The 17,710-nt window shown below is 73.4% G+C and carries 20 protein-coding genes; 10 read left to right on the forward strand and 10 right to left on the reverse strand.

Annotation, left to right across the window (positions count from 1 at the left end):
• Positions 1 to 313: 313 nt before the first annotated feature.
• On the forward strand, positions 314 to 925 hold the full coding sequence (locus tag ACFVS6_RS18535; protein ID WP_389704970.1) for a DUF4291 domain-containing protein: 612 nt from the start codon (positions 314 to 316) through the stop codon (positions 923 to 925).
• 48 nt (positions 926 to 973) lie between these two features.
• On the opposite strand, the gene ACFVS6_RS18540 is transcribed toward ACFVS6_RS18535, so the two are convergent.
• Positions 974 to 1,444, reverse strand: coding sequence for a GNAT family N-acetyltransferase (locus ACFVS6_RS18540; RefSeq protein ID WP_389704971.1), 471 nt, complete (start codon positions 1,442 to 1,444; stop codon positions 974 to 976).
• Positions 1,445 to 1,593: 149 nt separating this feature from the next.
• Between ACFVS6_RS18540 and ACFVS6_RS18545 the strand changes: the two genes are divergently transcribed.
• Positions 1,594 to 3,240, forward strand: a complete 1,647-nt coding sequence (locus tag ACFVS6_RS18545; protein ID WP_389704973.1) for a DNA repair helicase XPB — start codon at positions 1,594 to 1,596, stop codon at positions 3,238 to 3,240.
• Positions 3,241 to 3,288: 48 nt separating this feature from the next.
• Here the strand turns inward: ACFVS6_RS18545 and ACFVS6_RS18550 are convergent, their stop codons facing one another.
• The gene (locus ACFVS6_RS18550) at positions 3,289 to 4,254 is read right to left on the reverse strand and encodes a glycosyltransferase 87 family protein (RefSeq protein WP_389704975.1); all 966 of its coding nucleotides are present in this window, start codon (positions 4,252 to 4,254) and stop codon (positions 3,289 to 3,291) included.
• Between the two features lie 86 nt (positions 4,255 to 4,340).
• Positions 4,341 to 4,526: a hypothetical protein gene (locus tag ACFVS6_RS18555; protein WP_362876706.1), complete on the reverse strand. Its 186-nt coding sequence runs from the start codon at positions 4,524 to 4,526 to the stop codon at positions 4,341 to 4,343.
• A gap of 320 nt (positions 4,527 to 4,846) precedes the next feature.
• Between ACFVS6_RS18555 and ACFVS6_RS18560 the strand changes: the two genes are divergently transcribed.
• Entirely contained in the window at positions 4,847 to 6,922 is a 2,076-nt protein-coding gene (locus ACFVS6_RS18560; RefSeq protein WP_389704977.1) for a HelD family protein, read from the forward strand.
• Positions 6,923 to 7,284: 362 nt separating this feature from the next.
• Here ACFVS6_RS18560 and ACFVS6_RS18565 read toward each other — a convergent pair whose 3' ends face one another.
• Positions 7,285 to 7,971: a copper homeostasis protein CutC gene (locus ACFVS6_RS18565; RefSeq protein WP_389704979.1), complete on the reverse strand. Its 687-nt coding sequence runs from the start codon at positions 7,969 to 7,971 to the stop codon at positions 7,285 to 7,287.
• Between the two features lie 156 nt (positions 7,972 to 8,127).
• Here ACFVS6_RS18565 and ACFVS6_RS18570 point away from each other — a divergent pair, with 156 nt between their 5' ends.
• Positions 8,128 to 9,009 carry a hypothetical protein gene (locus ACFVS6_RS18570; protein WP_389704981.1) on the forward strand — a complete coding sequence of 294 codons (882 nt, stop codon included), beginning with the start codon at positions 8,128 to 8,130 and terminating at the stop codon, positions 9,007 to 9,009.
• Between the two features lie 106 nt (positions 9,010 to 9,115).
• Entirely contained in the window at positions 9,116 to 10,384 is a 1,269-nt protein-coding gene (locus ACFVS6_RS18575) for a Cmx/CmrA family chloramphenicol efflux MFS transporter (protein WP_389705157.1), read from the forward strand.
• Between the two features lie 25 nt (positions 10,385 to 10,409).
• Here ACFVS6_RS18575 and ACFVS6_RS18580 read toward each other — a convergent pair whose 3' ends face one another.
• Together ACFVS6_RS18580 and ACFVS6_RS18585 are read right to left on the reverse strand one after the other, a co-directional pair.
• Entirely contained in the window at positions 10,410 to 10,676 is a 267-nt protein-coding gene (locus tag ACFVS6_RS18580) for a DUF4031 domain-containing protein (protein WP_385578318.1), read from the reverse strand.
• Between the two features lie 7 nt (positions 10,677 to 10,683).
• Positions 10,684 to 11,061: a hypothetical protein gene (locus ACFVS6_RS18585; protein ID WP_389704983.1), complete on the reverse strand. Its 378-nt coding sequence runs from the start codon at positions 11,059 to 11,061 to the stop codon at positions 10,684 to 10,686.
• Positions 11,062 to 11,362: 301 nt separating this feature from the next.
• Between ACFVS6_RS18585 and ACFVS6_RS18590 the strand changes: the two genes are divergently transcribed.
• Genes ACFVS6_RS18590 through ACFVS6_RS18600 form a run of 3 tightly spaced genes read left to right on the forward strand, consistent with a single transcriptional unit; the run spans position 11,363 to position 14,737 of the window.
• On the forward strand, positions 11,363 to 12,247 hold the full coding sequence (locus ACFVS6_RS18590; protein WP_389705159.1) for a MurR/RpiR family transcriptional regulator: 885 nt from the start codon (positions 11,363 to 11,365) through the stop codon (positions 12,245 to 12,247).
• A complete protein-coding gene (gene murQ, locus ACFVS6_RS18595; RefSeq protein WP_389704985.1) occupies positions 12,244 to 13,227 on the forward strand; it encodes an N-acetylmuramic acid 6-phosphate etherase in 984 nt (327 codons plus the stop codon). The genes ACFVS6_RS18590 and murQ overlap by 4 nt, the downstream gene beginning before the upstream one ends.
• Before the next feature lie 34 nt (positions 13,228 to 13,261).
• The gene (locus ACFVS6_RS18600) at positions 13,262 to 14,737 is read left to right on the forward strand and encodes a PTS transporter subunit EIIC (protein ID WP_389704987.1); all 1,476 of its coding nucleotides are present in this window, start codon (positions 13,262 to 13,264) and stop codon (positions 14,735 to 14,737) included.
• Positions 14,738 to 14,826: 89 nt separating this feature from the next.
• Here the strand turns inward: ACFVS6_RS18600 and ACFVS6_RS18605 are convergent, their stop codons facing one another.
• From ACFVS6_RS18605 to ACFVS6_RS18620, 4 genes are all read right to left on the reverse strand, one after another.
• Complete coding sequence (locus ACFVS6_RS18605; RefSeq protein ID WP_389704989.1) at positions 14,827 to 15,159, reverse strand: hypothetical protein; 333 nt, start codon at positions 15,157 to 15,159, stop codon at positions 14,827 to 14,829.
• A 61-nt stretch (positions 15,160 to 15,220) separates the two neighbouring features.
• Positions 15,221 to 15,658: a hypothetical protein gene (locus tag ACFVS6_RS18610; protein ID WP_389704990.1), complete on the reverse strand. Its 438-nt coding sequence runs from the start codon at positions 15,656 to 15,658 to the stop codon at positions 15,221 to 15,223.
• A 114-nt stretch (positions 15,659 to 15,772) separates the two neighbouring features.
• Positions 15,773 to 16,291, reverse strand: a complete 519-nt coding sequence (locus ACFVS6_RS18615; protein ID WP_389704992.1) for an amidase — start codon at positions 16,289 to 16,291, stop codon at positions 15,773 to 15,775.
• A complete protein-coding gene (locus ACFVS6_RS18620; protein WP_389704994.1) occupies positions 16,288 to 16,512 on the reverse strand; it encodes a hypothetical protein in 225 nt (74 codons plus the stop codon). Before ACFVS6_RS18620 ends, ACFVS6_RS18615 begins: the two co-directional genes overlap by 4 nt.
• Before the next feature lie 115 nt (positions 16,513 to 16,627).
• Between ACFVS6_RS18620 and ACFVS6_RS18625 the strand changes: the two genes are divergently transcribed.
• Both ACFVS6_RS18625 and ACFVS6_RS18630 read left to right on the forward strand, forming a co-directional pair.
• Complete coding sequence (locus ACFVS6_RS18625) at positions 16,628 to 17,464, forward strand: Scr1 family TA system antitoxin-like transcriptional regulator (RefSeq protein WP_389704996.1); 837 nt, start codon at positions 16,628 to 16,630, stop codon at positions 17,462 to 17,464.
• Positions 17,448 to 17,702: a DUF397 domain-containing protein gene (locus tag ACFVS6_RS18630; protein WP_389704997.1), complete on the forward strand. Its 255-nt coding sequence runs from the start codon at positions 17,448 to 17,450 to the stop codon at positions 17,700 to 17,702. The genes ACFVS6_RS18625 and ACFVS6_RS18630 overlap by 17 nt, the downstream gene beginning before the upstream one ends.
• The last annotated feature ends 8 nt before the right edge of the window (positions 17,703 to 17,710 follow it).

A 17,710-nucleotide genomic window follows, 5' to 3' on the forward strand; every position in this document is an offset into this window, starting at 1 on the left:
GCCCCGAATCCAGCCCCGCCGGCGTTTGAGGCGCGGGGGTCCGGGAGCGGGGCCCATCCCGACGCCCGGCACACCCAACCCAGCCCCACCGGCCCCGAATCCAGCCCCGCCGGCGCTTGAGGCGCGGGGGTCCGGGGGCGGGGCCCCCCGCAACGGCGTCGCACGCGCACGGGGTCCGGGCGCAGCCCGGGGAACGGAGGAAGGGCGGGGCGGGGACACGCCCCGCGCAGCGGCACCACCCACCCCCGGAGGGACCCGCACGGCCCGAAAACCCGCTGGCCGCAAAGCCCCCCGACCCGGCAGGGTGAACGGCATGCCCACCGCACGCCCCACACCCCCCGCACCCCCGCCCCACCGGATCCGCGCCACCCACACCCCCACCACCGTGACGGTGTACCAGGCCTACTCCCCCCACCTGGCCACCCCCGCCGCCCGCGACAACCGCTTCCCTCCCGCCTGGAAGCGCGACCGCATGACGTGGGTCAAGCCGTCGTTCCTGTGGATGATGTACCGCTGCGGCTGGGCCACCAAGGCCGACCAGGAGACGGTTCTGGCGATCGAGATCACCCGCGAGGGCTTCGACCGGGCCCTGTCCGAGGCCTGCCTCTCGCACTACGCGCCCGGCATCCACCCGGACCGCGAGACCTGGCGGCAGTCCCTGGCAGCCGCCCCCGCGCGCGTCCAGTGGGACCCGGAGCGGGACCTGCACCTGAATCCGCTGCCCCACCGATCCCTTCAGCTGGGCCTGTCCGGCCCCGCCTCCCGCGCCTACGCCGACGAGTGGACGGTCTCCATCCGCGACGTCACCCCCTTGGCCCGGCGGCTCCACGCCCTGATCCGGTCCGGCCACGACGAGGACGCCCGCGCCCTCCTGCCCGCCGAGACCCCGTACCCGGCGGGCCCCCTCCCCCACCTCGGCGCCTGACCGACCGCCCCGACCCCACCCGCCGACCCCGCCGGCCCCGACCCCGCCTCATACCCCCGCGTAGTCGATCCGCTCCGCGTCGAACGGCCACGCCTCCCGCAGCCAGCGGCTCACCGCCTCGCGGACGAGCCCGTCCAGGTGGGCCCGGTCGGCCCGTACCCAGGAGCTGACCCGCACCCGCCCCGGCTCCGACTTGGCGGGGTACACGTACAGACAGCCGATGACCTCGTCCGCGCCCTCCAGCACGCTGTACGTGAACCCGCGCCGCTCCTCGAAGTCCCGCGCGTGCCGCTCCAGGTCGACGAGGTTCGCCTCCGCCCCCATGCCCTCCGCCGGCGGCCAGCCGCCGGTGAATCCGCAGGTGGCGCGGACGTGCTCGATGCTGCCGCTCCAGGCGGCGAGGTCCCGTTCGTTGTGCTGCGGCCCGAGGGGCTCCAGCCGGAACCCGTCCCCGGCGAAGGCGCGCGGCACCTCGAAGCCGTCCGGTACGAACCCGAGTCCCCGCTGATCGTCATCCATACCCGGAACGTACGCACGCCCGAGCACGGTGTCAGCCCGTTTTCGCCGGCCGGCGGCGCTCTCGCCGGCCCGGCTCCGTCTCCCTCACCACCCTGAAACCCCTGGCCATGCGGCACACTGGAGGTTTGGCCGAACGGAAAGGTGCTCCCGTGAACTCAGGCCCACTCATCGTCCAGAGCGACAAGACCCTCCTCCTGGAGGTAGACCACGAGCTCGCCGGGGCCGCGCGCCGCGCCATCGCCCCGTTCGCCGAGCTTGAGCGGGCTCCCGAGCACATCCACACCTACCGGATCACCCCGCTCGGCCTGTGGAACGCGCGGGCCGCCGGCCACGACGCCGAGCAGGTCGTCGACGCGCTCGTCGAGTTCTCCCGTTACCCCGTCCCGCACGCGCTCCTCGTCGACGTCGCCGAGACCATGGCCCGCTACGGCCGCCTCACCCTCTCCAAGCACCCCGTGCACGGGCTGGTCCTGACCAGCACCGACCGTCCGGTGCTGGAGGAGATCCTGCGGTCCAAGAAGGTCGCGCCGCTGGTCGGCGCCCGGCTCGACCCCGACACCGTCGCCGTGCACCCCTCCGAGCGCGGGCAGATCAAGCAGACCCTGCTCAAGCTGGGCTGGCCCGCCGAGGACCTCGCCGGGTACGTCGACGGCGAGGCCCACCCGATCGACCTCGTCGAGGACGGCTGGGCGCTGCGCCCCTACCAGCAGCAGGCCGTCGAGGGGTTCTGGCACGGCGGTTCGGGTGTGGTCGTACTGCCCTGCGGCGCGGGCAAGACCCTGGTCGGCGCCGGTGCCATGGCCAAGGCGCGGGCGACCACGCTCATCCTCGTCACCAACACCGTCTCGGCCCGCCAGTGGAAGCACGAGCTGGTCAAGCGGACGTCTCTGACGGAGGAGGAGATCGGCGAGTACTCCGGCACCCGCAAGGAGATCCGGCCCGTCACGATCGCCACGTACCAGGTCCTGACGACCAAGCGGAAGGGCGTCTACCCGCACCTGGAGCTGTTCGACTCCCGGGACTGGGGCCTGATCCTCTACGACGAGGTCCACCTGCTGCCCGCCCCGGTCTTCAAGTTCACCGCCGACCTGCAGGCCCGCCGCCGGCTCGGTCTGACGGCGACCCTCGTCCGTGAGGACGGCCGCGAGTCCGACGTCTTCTCCCTCATCGGGCCGAAGCGCTTCGACGCGCCGTGGAAGGAGATCGAGGCGCAGGGCTACATCGCGCCGGCGGACTGCGTCGAGGTCCGGGTCAACCTCACCGAGTCGGAGCGGCTCGCGTACGCGACCGCCGAGACGGAGGAGAAGTACCGCTTCTGCGCGACGACGGCCACGAAGCGGAAGGTCACCGAGGCGCTGGTGCGCAAGCATCAGGGCGAGCAGACGCTGGTCATCGGGCAGTACATCGACCAGCTCGACGAGCTCGGCGAACACCTGGACGCGCCCGTCATCAAGGGCGAGACGTCCAACGCGCAGCGCGAGAAGCTCTTCAACGCGTTCCGTGAGGGCGAGATCAGCGTGCTGGTCGTCTCGAAGGTCGCGAACTTCTCCATCGACCTGCCCGAGGCCACGGTCGCCATTCAGGTGTCCGGCACGTTCGGCTCCCGCCAGGAGGAGGCGCAGCGTCTCGGCCGGGTGCTGCGTCCGAAGGCGGACGGGCACGAGGCGCGGTTCTACTCGGTCGTCGCACGCGACACGATCGACCAGGACTTCGCCGCCCACCGTCAGCGCTTCCTCGCCGAGCAGGGCTACGCCTACCGCATCCTGGACGCCGACGAACTCCTCGCCGACGGCTGACCGCCCCCGGCGCCCCCACGCCCGGCCCGGCCACGTCCCGCCCCTCCGTCACCGGGTCCCGGCCGACACCCCGTCGGACGCGGAGGCGGAGCCACACCGCAGACCGGAACCCGGCACCGGGCCCGGACCCGGGACGGCATCCCGGGCGGGCTTCGGGGCCGGAACCGGGGCCGACGCGGAATCCGGGGTCGGCGCGGGGTCCGGGGCCAGGACGGAATCCGGGGCCGGGCCGCACTCCGGAACTTGGGCGGTCCCGGGGACGGCGCGTTGGGCGGTGCGGGCTCGGTGGCGGCGTAGGAGGGCTCCGGCGACGCAGGTCAGCAGCGGTACGGTCCACACCCACAGGTGGGGCCAGTGGAGCAGCAGGTCGCTGCCGGCGCCGGGGAGGTGGCGGGCCCAGAAGTCGGCGGAGGCCTGCGGGAGTACCAGCAGCCCGAGCAGAGCCGTCACGGTGAATCCGGCCAGGGCGGTGAGCCCGGCCCGGACCCGGCCGGTGAGCAGCAGGTACGGGATGAAGACCGCCGGCGTCAGGGTGATCCCGGCGGCGGTGCCCAACGCGAAGCCCTTGCCCAGTGCTCCGCGCGCCCGGCCCAGGTCCCAGACGGCCAGGCAGGCCAGCGCCAGGTTGATCTGCCCGGACAACGGGCTCTGGAACAGCGGCTCCAGCCACAGCCCACCGATGGTGGCGGCCAGCACCGGTCCGGTCCGGCCCCGCAGTCCCACGAGGCGGCAGGAAAGCAGGATCAGCAGGGCGAGCAGGGCGGCGTTGCCGAGGAGGAGCACGAGCTTCAGCACCCCGGACGGCAGCCACGCGGCCGGCGTGAAGAGGATCGCCGCGAACGGCGGATAAGCGGCGGGCGGATGCCACTCGGCGGCGGAAATGCCGTGGACGAGCGCCTCGGCCATGGGTAGGCGCAGGGCGATGCACAGCACGCCCAGGACCAGCAGCGAGCCCGTGACCAGCAGACCGGCAAGGGGCGACGGCGAGCGGGCGGGATCGGAGCTCCGGGTCACGCGCGTGACCCTAGTGGATCAGCGACCGGGTGCAGCCGGGATCCGGCCACGCCCGAGCCGCACCACCTCGGTCGGCGGCGGCCCGGTCAGCGACGTATGACGCCGGCGTCCTCCGCGTATTCGCCCAGGACGACAACGCTCACGGCGGTCGCGGCGAAGACCTTCGCGGCGCGCAGGACGTCGCCCACGCGGTAGCGGGAGCGATGGTCGGAGGTGGCGGTGGCGCCGCTCGGGCGGCCGCCCTGGATCGGGGTGAAGGTTGCGGTGCTCATGTATCCATGGTGCGTTTTCCCGCCCGCCGGCACATCGCCCCGCAGAGGGAACATCCGGGCTCCCCCGGTCCTCCTCACGACCCACCCCGCCCCCTAGGGGGCCCCTCCCAGGTCTGACACTCCCCCGTATGACACGCGTCCGCACCCGTACGGAGCCCCCGCCGCCCGCCGACCCGCACCCCCGTAATCCGTTCGCGCGACGCGGGCACGGTGACTAGAATCTCCGCTCTTGCCGCCTCCCGCCGCCTCATCGGGGAGAGCCGTCCGCCGCTCGGAAACCGGCGGACATCAGTTCCTTACCAGCAGCTGGAGGCAGTCCCGTGCCCGCGCACGCCCCCGAATCCGACCCGCTCGCCCGCGAACGGTCCCACCTGGCCGCCTCCCGCTCCGCCCTCCGCGCGATGCGCGAGGACGTCGAGGCCCTCGACATCCGCGACGTCACCGCGAACTGGGTCAACGCCATCGTCCTCCAGGCGCAGATCGACGACCGGATCAAGGCCCTCGCCGACCTCTCCCACACCCCGCTCTTCTTCGGCCGCCTCGACTACCTGCACGCCCCCGGCGCCGAACTGGCCGAGGGCGCGGAGGGCGAGCAGTTCTACATCGGCCGCCGCCACGTCCACGACGCCGACGGCGACCCGATGGTCATCGACTGGCGCGCGCCCGTCTCCCAACCGTTCTACCGCGCCTCCAAGGCCGACCCGCAGGACGTTTCCCTGCGCCGCCGCTTCGGCTACACGGGCGGCGAACTGACCGCGTACGAGGACGAGCACCTCTCCGACCCCGCCGAGGCGGCCGCCGTCAGCAAGCTCCTCCAGCAGGAGATCGAGCGCCCCCGCGTGGGCCCCATGCGCGACATCGTCGCGACGATCCAACCGGAGCAGGACGAGATCGTCCGCTCCGGCCTGTCCGGATCCGTCTGCGTACAAGGGGGGCCCGGCACCGGGAAGACGGCCGTCGGCCTGCACCGCGTCGCGTACCTCCTGTACGCCCACCGCGACCGGCTCGCCCGCACCGGCACCCTCGTCATCGGGCCGAACCGTTCCTTCCTCCACTACATCGAGCAGGTCCTGCCGGCCCTGGGCGAGCTGGAGGTCAAGCAGGCCACCGTCGACGACCTGGTCGCCCGCCCGGGGCTGGAGGCGCGCGGCACCGACGAGGCCGCGACGGCCGTCGTCAAGGGCGACGCCCGCATGGCCCGCGTGCTGCGCGACGCCGTCCGCTCGCACGTCAGCCCGCCCACCGAGCCCCTGATGGTGGTGCGCGGCTCGCGCCGCTGGCGGGTCCCGGCGTACGAGCTCGCGGAGATCGTCGAGGAGCTCCAGCGGCGCGACATCCGCTACGGCGCGGCCCGCGAGGCGCTGCCGCAGCGGATCGCCCACCAGATCCTCGTCCGCATGGAGCAGGCGGGCGAGGCCCCCGACGACCGCGTGCAGGACGCGGTGGCGCGCAACGCCGCCGTGAAGGCCGCCGTCAAGGAGATCTGGCCGCCCGTGGAGCCGGCCAAGCTGGTGCTGCGCCTGCTGTCCGACCCGGAGTTCCTCGCGGTCCACGCCGAGGGCGTCCTCACCGCCGACGAGCAGAAGCTCCTGCTGTGGCCCAAGCCGTACCGCGGCGTGAAGTCGGCGAAGTGGTCCCCGGCGGACCTCGTCCTCATCGACGAGGCCGCCGACCTGGTGGAACGTACGCACTCCCTGGGTCACGTCGTCCTCGACGAGGCGCAGGACCTGTCCCCGATGCAGTACCGGGCCGTGGGCCGCCGCTGCACGACGGGCTCGGCGACGGTCCTCGGCGACCTCGCGCAGGGCACCACTCCCTGGGCCACCCGCAGCTGGGACGAGGCCCTCACCCACCTGGGCAAGCCGGAAGCGGTCCTGGAGGAACTCACGGCGGGCTTCCGCGTACCGCGCGAGGTCATCGCCTACGCCTCCCGGCTGCTGCCGGCCATCTCCCCCGGCCTGGCCCCGGTCTCCTCGGTCCGCGAGACCCCCGGCTCCCTGACGGTCACGGAGGTCACGGACGCGGACGGCCTCACCCCCGCGGTGATCGACGCCTGCCGGGCCTCCCTCGCGCACGAGGGCTCGATCGGCCTGATCGCGGCCGACGCGCGGATCCCCGACCTGGGACGGGCCCTCCTGGAGGCGGGCCTCCCGTACCTGTCGCCCGGCGAGGAGACGACGGCGCGGTCGCGGCTGACGCTGGTGCCGGCGTCGCTGGCGAAGGGTCTGGAGTACGACTACGTCGTGCTCGACGAGCCGGCCGCCGTCGTGAGCGGCGAGCCGGACGAACGGACCGGGCTGCGCCGCCTGTACGTCTGCCTCACCCGAGCCGTCTCGGGCCTCACGACCCTCCACGCGGCCCCCCTCCCCGAAGCCCTGACCCCCACCCGAACCTGACCGTCCCGCGCCTCAAGCGCCGGCGGCGCCGGATGGCGCGACCGGGGTCCCGGTGCAGCCCCCGGGGCTCCGCCCCGGACCCCCGCGCCTCAAACGCCGGCGAGGCCGGCGGGGCTGGATGGGCAGGCCCGAACGGACTGTGATGCCGCGGGGCGGGGTCGGGGACGGGGTGGGGTGTCGGCCGGGACTCAAACGTGATTTGTTGGCGCGCGGTGCCGCTCCGCCAACGCAGCCCCGGACGGGGCGCCATAAATCATGCCCGTCCCGGACGACACCCCACCCCGGCACCGGCCCCGCCCCACCCCCAGCCACCGCACCGGCACCGGCACCGGCCGAAGCACCCGCCCCGCACCCCGTCCCCCCTACCCCAACGCCCCCCGCCACTCCGCCACCGCCGCCGCCGACACCGGCCCGTCCCAGCCCGACGGGCGGGCCGCGCCGCCGATGTGGAAGGCGTCGATGCCCGCCGCCCGGAGCTCCGGCAGGTGGCGCAGGGCCAGCCCCCCGCCGACCAGGATGCGCGCCCGGTACCCCGGCTCCGCCGCCCTCGCCGCCTCCGCGAGCAGCACCGGCATCCCCTCGTCGACCCCGCCCGCCGACCCGGCGGTCAGGTACGTGTCCAGCCCGGGCAGCTCCGCGAGCGCCTTCCGCAGCTGGTCCCGGTCCGGCGCCCGGTCGATCGCCCGGTGGAAGGTCCACCGGCAGCCGTCGAGCTCGGCCACCACCGCCTCGACGGCGGCCAGGTCAGGCCCGCCCTCCGCGTCCAGGAACCCGAGCACGAACTCGTCCGCACCCTCCGCCCGCAGCCCCCGCGCCGTTTCCACCAGACCGGCCAGGTCCCCGGCTGCGAACCCGTCCGTCCTGCGGAGCATCACGCGCAGCGGGATGTCGACCGCCGCCCTGACCGCCGCGAACGTCTCGCGCGACGGGGTGAGCCCGTCGGCGGCGATGTCCGTGACCAGTTCGAGTCGGTCCGCCCCACCTTCCTGGGCGGCGACCGCGTCCTCCACGTCGAGGGCGATCACCTCCAGGAGCGCACGGTTGCTCATGTCGTCCCATCCTTCGGATCTCGGATTCGGAAATCGGAAAACTGCGCGTATGGCCCGGGCCGGACCGATATGGAAAATAGGTCTAGTCCAATATGCAGGGTACGGGGCCCCGCCCTCGCTCCACCAGCACAATCACGCCACCCCCACAATGTGCGCATGAACACGGACCCCGAGCACGCCGACACCACGAGCGGCACCACCGCCTCCCCGACCCTCCCGGCCGACGCCGGGACCGCCGGGACCGCCGGGACCGCCGACGCCGCGACCCCCGACGCCACGCGCCCCGCCACTCCGACCCCCGCCACCACGACCCGCGACACCGACCTCCGCACCCGCTTCCGCGCCACCCTCCTCGCCGCCGGCGCGGACCCCGCCGTCGACCCCGAGCCCTACGCCGACCGCCTCCTCACCGCCTGGGCGGAGCCACAGCGCAGGTACCACACCACCGACCACCTCGCCGACGTCCTCTCCCACCTCGACGCGCTGACGACGCACGCCGCAGACCCGGCCGCCACCGAGCTCGCCGCCTGGTTCCACGACGCCGTCTACCGGCCCGACCGCTCCGAGAACGAGGAGCGCAGCGCGGTCCTCGCCGAGCGGGCCCTCGCCGAGCTCGGCGTCGATCCGGCCCGGACCGCCGAGACGGCCCGACTGGTCCGGCTGACCGTGACCCACGACCCGGCCCCCGACGACACCAACGGCGAGGCCCTCTGCGACGCCGACCTCGCCGTCCTCGCCGGCAGTCCGGCCGCCTACGCCGGTTACGCCGCCGCGGTCCGCTCGGAGTACGGCTTCGTCCCCGACGAGGCCTTCCGGGCCGGCCGCGCCGCCGTGCTGGGCCAGCTGCTGGACCTGCCCCGCCTCTTCCGGACCCCGTACGGCGCCACCCACTGGGAGGCCCCCGCCCGCCGGAACCTGACCCGGGAACTCACGGCCCTCACGACACCGACGCCGACGCCCGGCACCACCACCACCCCCACCACCCCCACCGGCGACACCGCCCCCACCACCCCCGAAGGGCCGAAGGACCCGACCTGACGGGACGAACGTCCCGACCTGACATACGGACCGTCACACGGGAATGCGCCCCGCTAAGGGCGGGTTTGTGTATGTCATGCCCGCAGCCTCGTCCGCACGCCCCCGCATGCCCGTCGCCGTGTACGTCCTCGGCCTGTCCGTCTTCGCGCTCGGCACCAGCGAGTTCATGCTCTCGGGGCTCCTGCCACCGATCGCCGCGGACATGGGCGTCACCATCCCGCAGGCCGGCCTGCTCATATCCGCCTTCGCGATCGGCATGGTCGTCGGCGCCCCGCTGCTGGCCGTCGCCACCCTGCGGCTGCCGCGCCGCACCACCCTCATCGCGCTGATCATCCTCTTCGGCCTCGGGCAGGTCGCGGGCGCGCTGGCCCCCTCGTACGGGCTGCTCTTCGCCTCCCGCGTGGTGTCGGCGCTCGCCTGCGCCGGCTTCTGGGCCGTCGGCGCGGCCGTCGCCATCGCCATGGTCGACAAGGACCAGCGGGCCCGCGCGATGGCCGTCATGATCGGCGGCCTGTCCATCGCCAACGTCCTCGGCGTCCCCGCGGGCGCCTTCCTCGGCGAGCACCTCGGCTGGCGTTCCGCGTTCTGGTCGGTCGGCGCGGCCTCCGCCGTCGCCCTGGTCGGGATCCTGGCGCTGATCCCGCGGATCCCGCTGCCCGACGAGAAGCCCCGTCTCCGTCGTGAGCTGCGCATCTACCGCGACCGTCAGGTGTGGCTGTCGATCGGTGTGACGGCGCTGGCCGCGGGCGGCATCTTCTGCGCCTTCAGCTACCTGTCGCCGCTGCTCACGGACGTGGCCGGGCTGGACTCGAAGTGGGTTCCGTGGATCCTGGGCCTGTTCGGCGTGGGCGCGCTGATCGGCACCGCCATCGGCGGGCGGGTCGCCGACGCGCACCTCTTCGGGGTGATGATCTGGGGCATCACCGCGTCGACGGTCTTCCTCACGGCGCTGGCCCTGCTGGCGTCCGTGCAGGTCGCGGCCGTGGCGCTGTCGTTCCTGATGGGCGTCTCGGCGTTCTTCACCGCCCCCGCGCTCAACGCCCGCATGTTCAACGTCGCGGGCGCCGCCCCCACCCTCGCCGGGGCCACGACCACCGCCGCGTTCAACCTGGGCAACACGGGCGGCCCCTGGCTCGGCGGCACCGTCATCGACGCAGGCTACGGGTTCTCCGCGACCGCCTGGGCCGGGGCCGCGATGACGGTCACGGCCATCGGTCTGGCCGTCGCGGCCCTGCGCCTGGACCGCCGCACCCCGCAGCCCGGCACCCGCGTGGTCGGCGGCTCACGACCGGCCGCAACCGGATCGCCCGCCGAGGCCGCGTCTCCCGCCGGGGCCTCGGGCGCCGCCGAGACCGCGGGCGCCACCCACACCTGATCCGGCCGCCGCCCCCGCGGTTCCCTCAGAACGGACGGCCCTTCGGGCGGCGCAGGCCCGCGTCCGTGAGTCGGCGGACGAGTTCCTTGCTGCCGATCTCCACCGCGCCCGCGCCGACGGCGTCGGCGTAGCGGTGCGAGGGGACGTCGTAGTGGTCCCGTTCGAAGGCGCGGGGCGGGCAGCCGATGGACGCCGCGAAGGCGTGCAGTTCCTCGTACGAGACGTCGCTGACCAGGTGCGACCACATGCGGCCGTGCCCGGGCCAGACCGGCGGGTCGATGTAGACCGTCACGGGCGGCTCACCGGCCCGGGTGGAGGACGGGGCCGAGTCCGCCCACCGCCGCCACCCGCACTCCCGCCTCCGAGCACACCCAGTGCGGATCGGGCCCCAGCTCGGGCTCGACGTCCAGCGCGTGCGGTTCACCGTGCCCGCAGACGGGGCACAGCGGCCAGCGGCCGTACTTCTCCAGCAGGGCGTCCTTCACGTCCTGCGCGACGAGTCCGGCGAGGTAATCGACGCCCTCCGGCCACTGCTCCACCCACCACCGGCGGTGCGTGACCGAGTCCTCGACGAGGGAGACGACGTCGGCATCGGCGACCTCACCTGCGGCGAGATCGGCGAGAACGAGTGCGCGGGCGACGTGCAGCGCCTGTTCCAGGGGGGTCGCGGTGTCCATGGGCTCATTGTGGACCTGTGCGCCCCGGGTGGCGAAGGTCCCTTTCGCCGGTACCCGAAGTCCCTCCCGACTCGGGCCCCATGGCGTCTTGACCCGCCCCCGCGTCTGAAAATAGATTTCAGGCGTGAGCAAGAACGCGAAAGAAACTTGCAGGGACGTGCGGGCGGCCCCCCCGGCGGCAGCGGACCCCGCCGCGGCGGCGAACCCCTCGACGGAAGCCGCCCCCGACGCGGTCACGCCCCCCGCGGCCGGCGCCCACCCCGCGCCGACACCCCCCGCCCCCGCCGCCCTCCGCGCCCGCGTGCGCAGCCTCGGCCCGTCCATGACCCGCTCCATGCAGGCCGTCGCCGAAGCCGTGGCCTCCGACCCGGCCGGCTGCGCCCAGCTCACCGTCTCCGCCCTCGCCGAGCACACCGGCACCAGCGAGGCCACCGTCGTCCGCACCGCCCGCCTCCTCGGCTACCCCGGCTACCGCGACCTGCGCCTCGCGCTCGCCGCGCTCGCCGCGCAGCAGGAGTCGGGCGCGGCCCCGGCGGTCACCGTCGACATAGCCGTCGACGACCCCCTCGCCGACGTCGTCGCCAAGTTGGCGCACGAGGAGGCGCAGACCCTCGCCGACACCGCCGCCGGGCTCGACCTGACGCAGCTGTCCGGCGCCGTCGGCGCCCTCGCGACCGCCCGCCGCATCGACATCTACGGCGTCGGCGCCTCCGCGCTCGTCGGCCAGGACCTGGCGCAGAAGCTGCTGCGCATCGGTCTCGTCGCGCACGCCCACAACGACCCGCACCTCGCCGTCACCAACGCCGTCCTGCTGCGCCCCGGGGACGTCGCCGTCGCCATCACCCACTCCGGCACCACCGGCGACGTCATCGAACCGCTGCGGCACGCCTTCGCGCACGGCGCGACGACCATCGCCGTCACCGGCCGCCCCGGCAGCCCCGTCGCGCACTACGCCGACTTCGTCCTCGCCACCTCCGCCGCCCGCGAGACGCAGCTGCGCCCGGCCGCCATGTCGAGCCGGACCAGCCAGCTGCTCGTCGTCGACTGCCTGTTCGTCGGCGTCGCGCAGCGGACGTACGAGACCGCCGCGCCCGCCCTTGCCGCCTCCTACGAGGCCCTCGCCCCCCGCCACTCCGCCACCGCCCCCACCAGCAGGCGCACGACCCGCCAGGAGCCCCGCCCATGACCGCGTACGCCGCCCTCCGCGCCCAGCTCGACACGCTCACCACCGAGGCGTTCCGCCCCGAGCTCGCCGAGATCGACCGGCTGTCCACCCTGGAGATCACCCGCATCATGAACGCCGAGGACGCCACCGTCCCGGCCGCCGTGGCGGGGCAGCTGGAGGTGATCGCCGCCGCCGTCGACGGGATCGCCGCACGCATGGCCCGCGGCGGCCGGCTCGTCTACGCGGGCGCCGGCACCGCCGGTCGGATGGGCGTCCTGGACGCCAGCGAGTGCCCGCCCACCTTCAACACCGACCCGGCGCAGGTCGTCGGCCTCATCGCGGGCGGCCCCTCCGCCATGGTCAAGGCCGTCGAGGGCGCCGAGGACTCCGCGGAACTGGCCGCCGAGGACCTGACCGCTCTGGGCATCGGCCCGGACGACACCGTCATCGGGATCTCCGCCTCCGGCCGCACCCCGTACGCGATCGGCGCCGTCGAGTCCGCCCGCGCCCGCGGCGCGCTCACCGTCGGGCTGTCCTGCAACGCCGGTTCCGCGCTCGCCGCCGCCGCCGAGCACGGCATCGAGGTCGTCGTCGGCCCCGAGCTGCTGACCGGCTCGACCCGGCTGAAGGCGGGCACCGCGCAGAAGCTCGTGCTGAACCTCATCTCGACGGTGACGATGATCCGGCTCGGCAAGACGTACGGGAACCTCATGGTCGACGTCCGCGCCTCCAACGAGAAGCTGCGCGCCCGCTCCCGCCGCATCGTGTCCCTGGCCACCGGCGCCCCCGACGAGGAGATCGAGGCCGCGCTCGCCGCCACCGACGGCGAGGTGAAGAACGCCATCCTCGTCATCCTGGGCGGCGTCGACGGCCCCGCCGCCGGCCGCCTGCTCACCGCCTCCGACGGCCACCTCCGGGCCGCCCTCGCCGAAGCCACGACCGAAACCCCGACCGCGGCCCCGGCCTCGGCCGAACCCTCCACCGCCACCGGCTCCCGCTGACCCGCCCGCACCCCCTACGCAAGGCGACACCACCATGTCCACTGACAAGAACCGCGCCACAGCCGCCGCGATCCTTCCTCTGGTCGGCGGTCCGGACAACATCACCTCCATCGCGCACTGCATGACCCGCCTGCGCATCGGCCTGCGCGACCGCACCCTCGTGCAGGAGGAGGCCCTCAAGGCGGTCCCCGCGGTCATGGGCGTCGTCGAGGACGACACGTACCAGATCGTCCTCGGCCCGGGCACCGTCGCCCGCGTCACGCCCGAGTTCGAGGCGCTCGTAGAGGAGGGGCGCTCGGCGGCCCCGAAGGCCGTCACCGCCGAGGAACTCGCGGCGCAGGGCGAAGCGCTCAAGGACGCCCGGAAGGCGAAGAACTCCACCCCCTTCAAGCTGTTCCTGCGGCGCATCGCGAACATCTTCGTCCCGCTGATCCCGGCCCTCATCGGCTGCGGCATCATCGCGGGCCTGAACGGCATGCTCACCAACCTGGGTTGGCTGCCCGCGCTCGTCCCGGCACTCGCCGCGATGGCCTCCGGGTTCATGTCGCTGATCGCCGTCTTCGTCGGCTACAACACCGCGAAGGAGTTCGGGGGCACCGCGATCCTCGGCGGCGCGGTCGCCGCGATCATCGTCTTCCCCGGTGTCGCGAAGATCGACGCGTTCGGGCAGCAGCTGTCCCCCGGGCAGGGCGGCGTCCTCGGCGCGCTCGCCGCGGCCCTGCTCGCCGTCCAGGTGGAGAAGTGGTGCCGCAAGTGGGTCCCCGAGGCCCTGGACGTCCTCGTCACCCCGACCCTGACGGTGCTGGTCTCCGGGCTCGTCACCCTCTTCGGCCTGATGTTCCTCGCCGGTGAGGTCTCCACCGCCATCGGCACCTTCGCCAACTGGTTGCTCGCCACCGGCGGCGCCTTCGCCGGACTCGTCCTCGGCGGACTGTTCCTCCCGCTGGTCATGCTGGGCCTCCACCAGGCCCTCATCCCGATCCACACCACCTTGATCGAGCAGGCCGGCTACACGGTCCTGCTGCCCATCCTCGCCATGGCCGGCGCGGGCCAGGTCGGCGCGGCCATCGCCGTCTACCTCCGGCTCCCCCGCAACGGTTCGCTGCGCACCACCATCAAGTCCGCGCTGCCCGCCGGGTTCCTGGGCGTCGGCGAACCGCTCATCTACGGCGTCTCCCTGCCGCTGGGCCGCCCCTTCATCACCGCCTGCGCGGGCGGCGCGGCCGGCGGGGCGTTCGTCGGCCTCTTCAGCCAGCTCGGCGTCGGCGTCGGCTCCACCGCGATCGGCCCGTCGGGCTGGGCCCTGTTCCCGCTCCTCGACGGCAAGGCGGGCATGGGCGCCACCATCGCCGTCTACGCGGGCGGCCTGGCCGTCGGCTACCTCGCCGGCTTCCTCGCCACGTACTTCTTCGGCTTCACGAAGCAGATGCTGATCGAACTCAACACCGACCCGGACCCGGCCGCCCCGACCGCCGCGACCGACCCGGAGAAGGAACCCGCCCTGGCCTGAGCGCCCGCCGGGACGGGAAGGGTGGTGGGGACGGTGCGCGCGCCGTCCCCACCACCGCGACGTGACGCGGGCCCGGAGGTCGGGAACGCTCAGAAGTGTTCGACGAGCCGGGCGACGAAGACGACGCACGCGCCCACCAGCAGGGCGATGACGGCGACCGCGAGCAGCCTGCGCCGCCCCCGCCGCAGGCTGCCGACCGCCGACGCGATCCCGAGCCCGCACATCACCGTTCCGACGACGCCGATCAGCGCGGCCGTCCAGTACGCCCAGGAGTGCTCCCCGAGGAAGCGCAGCAGGAGCAACGCGGGAAGCAGCAGCAACGTGCCCGGCACGGTGTCGTCGTAGGAGACCTCCCGCGCCGGTGCGGCTTGCGCCTCGGCACCGTCCCGCTCGGGCACCGGCTCCCGCACCAGCTCGGACATCCCCCGCCCCCTCCCGTACCGACCGATCGGTCGTCCGACCGACCTTACCGGTCCGACCGGGTCAGAAGGTCGGACAGATGTTCTTGTGGGTCACGTCCAGGATCTTGGCGGCCTTGGTGAGGCCGTGGCCCTCCGGATGAGTGGGGCTGCTCCAGCGTCGCTCGGTCTGCTCGATCTGCTTCGGTCGGTCGCCGGGGTTGTTCTTGATGGCGGAGCAGGTGTCGATGCCCCGGCTGATGGCCTTGTCCTCCTTGCCGTGGACGATGTCCCGGTCGATGGCGTCGAGACCTCCGATGAAGGCCTGCCGGGCGGCGCCCTTGGGCGCGGTGGGAAGGCCGGCGGCTGCGCGGAGAGCGTCGGGGTCGTGAGTGACCGACGGCTTCGCGGTGACCGGTAACGCCGCCGGCTTCGATTCGGCGGGCGCCACCTCGGCGCATCCGGTGAGCACGAGGAGCCCCGCGGCGGTGGTCAGGGTGAGGAAGGCGTGGTGGGTGCGCATCGGACCATCGTGGCGGCGCGGAGTGGCCCATGTGCCCTCTGTGACGGGTCCGTTACGCGCGAAGGCCCCGCGCGGGGCGGGGCTCTCGTGCCCGGGCCCGCCGGAAGCGACTGGTCAGACTCCGGCGGCCTCCCGCAGGAACCCGGCGAGGTCGTCCACGCCGTACCCGAGCCTCGGGCCGCGTTCGGCCGCCATGAGCAGCAGCTGGCCCACGATCTCCGCGCCCCAGCCGTCCGTACCGTCCTCGGACCACTCCCACAGCTTGTCGATGCCGAGCCCGGTCATCAGCAGCCCGTGCCCGGTACGGATCTCCGCGCACAGTTCGGCGACCGCGTCCAGCAGCCTGCCGCCCGGCCGCTCGCACCGCAGCCCCAGGCAGCCGCCGAGGTCCTCGGCGACGCACCCCTGCGGCGGGCTCGTACGGAGCCCCTCGTAGCGGGGGTCGTCGAACCCCGGGTAGCCCTCCACCGGGCAGTGGACGAGCGTGAACCGCTGCCACCCCGGCGGCGGTGGCGGCTTCGGGCTCCCCTCCGTCGGCCCGTGCGCCCCGCGCGGCGCGAGGGCCGTCTCCAACCCGCGCAGCCGCCAGCCGAGCTCGAACGCGAACTCGGCGGCGTCGACCGTCCCGCTCACGCGTCGCCACCCGCCCGCTCGTGGAGCACGGCGGCCAGTCGCAGCGCGGTGTCCAGGTTGCAGCGCCCGAGATCGACCAGCGGCAGGCCGTACGAGCCGGCGGCGGAGACCCGTTCCACGTCGAGCGAGGGGAAGAGCACCCCCACTCCGGCAAGGGAGTCCTTCAACTGCCGGACGGCCTCCTCGGCCGCCTGCATGCGCTCCTGTGGGGTGAGCACCATGACATGTCACCTTTCTACTCTGAGTATTCAACTTCGATACTCAGCGTGGCGACGCCGTGGCTAGCCTTTCAAGTGCGGACCCTCAACACCCCCGCATGTTGATCCGGGAGTTGCCATGCCACCGAAGAACCTGGACCCCTCCTCCTCACCCCGAGCCCTCCTCGGCGCCGAACTCCGCGTGGCGCGCGAACGGAAGGGCCTGAGCCAGGCCGACCTCGGCGAACTGCTCTTCGTCAGCGGCTCGTTCATCGGCCAGCTCGAATCCGGCACGCGCCGCATGCACCTCGAATTCGCCCAGCAGATCGACGAGATCCTCGATACCGGCGGGTTCTTCGTCCGCAATTGCGGCGCCGCGGCCAAGTCCAAGTACCCCGACCACTTCGCGGCAGCGGCGGAGGCGGAAGCTCTGGCGACGGTCATTCGGGAGTACGCGCCGCTGATCATTCCGGGGCTGCTCCAGACGGAGCCGTATGCGCGAGCGGTTTTCCGCGCGTATCAGCCCACGGCCACGGAGGAGACCGTGGACGAGCTGGTCACGAACCGGCTGGCCAGGTCCGCGATCCTCGACAACGAAACAACCCCTCTGTTTTGGTGCGTCCTCGACGAGGCAGTCCTACGCCGCTCCGGTGACGAACCGAAGATCCTGGCCGACGCCCTGCGCCACGTCGCGAAGCTGATCCGATCGCACCGCATCATCGTCCAAGTCCTTCCGTTCAGCGCCGGATTCCACGCGGGCATGCTCGGCTCGCTCAAGCTCATGTCCTTCGACGACGCCCCTCCGCTGGCCTACGTCCAAGGCATGGGTACGGGCCGGCTGTTCGATGATCCGGCCACGGTCTCCCAGCACACACTGACCTACGATCTCCTCACGGCCAGCGCACTGTCCCCGCGCCAGTCCCTAGCCTTGATCGAGTCGGTGGCGGAGGAGTACGAACATGACCTGCAAGCCTGAGTACGACCTGTCGGCAGCCGTCTGGCACAAGTCGACTTACAGCGGCGGTGACGGCGGCGACTGCCTGGAAATGGCCACCTGGCGCAAGTCCACCTACAGCGGTGGCGACGGCGGTGAGTGCCTCGAAGTTGCCGACGGACACCCCCACCTCGTCCCCGTCCGGGACTCCAAGCAGCCCGAAGGCCCGCACGTGGTGTTCCACGCACGGGCCTGGGCGACCTTCGTCGCGGCGCTCTGAGCTCCTGC

This window comes from Streptomyces sp. NPDC057939, assembly GCF_042887545.1.
Classification (GTDB): domain Bacteria; phylum Actinomycetota; class Actinomycetes; order Streptomycetales; family Streptomycetaceae; genus Streptomyces.

Coding starts and splice junctions, on each gene's coding strand:
- ACFVS6_RS18625 (WP_389704996.1), top strand. CDS start 16,628: ATGCCACCGAAGAACCTGGACCCCTCCTCCTCACCCCGAGCCCTCCTC.
- ACFVS6_RS18555 (WP_362876706.1), bottom strand. CDS start 4,526: ATGAGCACCGCAACCTTCACCCCGATCCAGGGCGGCCGCCCGAGCGGC.
- ACFVS6_RS18600 (WP_389704987.1), top strand. CDS start 13,262: ATGTCCACTGACAAGAACCGCGCCACAGCCGCCGCGATCCTTCCTCTG.
- ACFVS6_RS18575 (WP_389705157.1), top strand. CDS start 9,116: ATGCCCGTCGCCGTGTACGTCCTCGGCCTGTCCGTCTTCGCGCTCGGC.
- ACFVS6_RS18630 (WP_389704997.1), top strand. CDS start 17,448: ATGACCTGCAAGCCTGAGTACGACCTGTCGGCAGCCGTCTGGCACAAG.
- ACFVS6_RS18535 (WP_389704970.1), top strand. CDS start 314: ATGCCCACCGCACGCCCCACACCCCCCGCACCCCCGCCCCACCGGATC.
- ACFVS6_RS18620 (WP_389704994.1), bottom strand. CDS start 16,512: ATGGTGCTCACCCCACAGGAGCGCATGCAGGCGGCCGAGGAGGCCGTC.
- ACFVS6_RS18605 (WP_389704989.1), bottom strand. CDS start 15,159: ATGTCCGAGCTGGTGCGGGAGCCGGTGCCCGAGCGGGACGGTGCCGAG.
- ACFVS6_RS18570 (WP_389704981.1), top strand. CDS start 8,128: ATGAACACGGACCCCGAGCACGCCGACACCACGAGCGGCACCACCGCC.
- ACFVS6_RS18610 (WP_389704990.1), bottom strand. CDS start 15,658: ATGCGCACCCACCACGCCTTCCTCACCCTGACCACCGCCGCGGGGCTC.
- murQ (WP_389704985.1), top strand. CDS start 12,244: ATGACCGCGTACGCCGCCCTCCGCGCCCAGCTCGACACGCTCACCACC.
- ACFVS6_RS18565 (WP_389704979.1), bottom strand. CDS start 7,971: ATGAGCAACCGTGCGCTCCTGGAGGTGATCGCCCTCGACGTGGAGGAC.
- ACFVS6_RS18540 (WP_389704971.1), bottom strand. CDS start 1,444: ATGGATGACGATCAGCGGGGACTCGGGTTCGTACCGGACGGCTTCGAG.
- ACFVS6_RS18585 (WP_389704983.1), bottom strand. CDS start 11,061: ATGGACACCGCGACCCCCCTGGAACAGGCGCTGCACGTCGCCCGCGCA.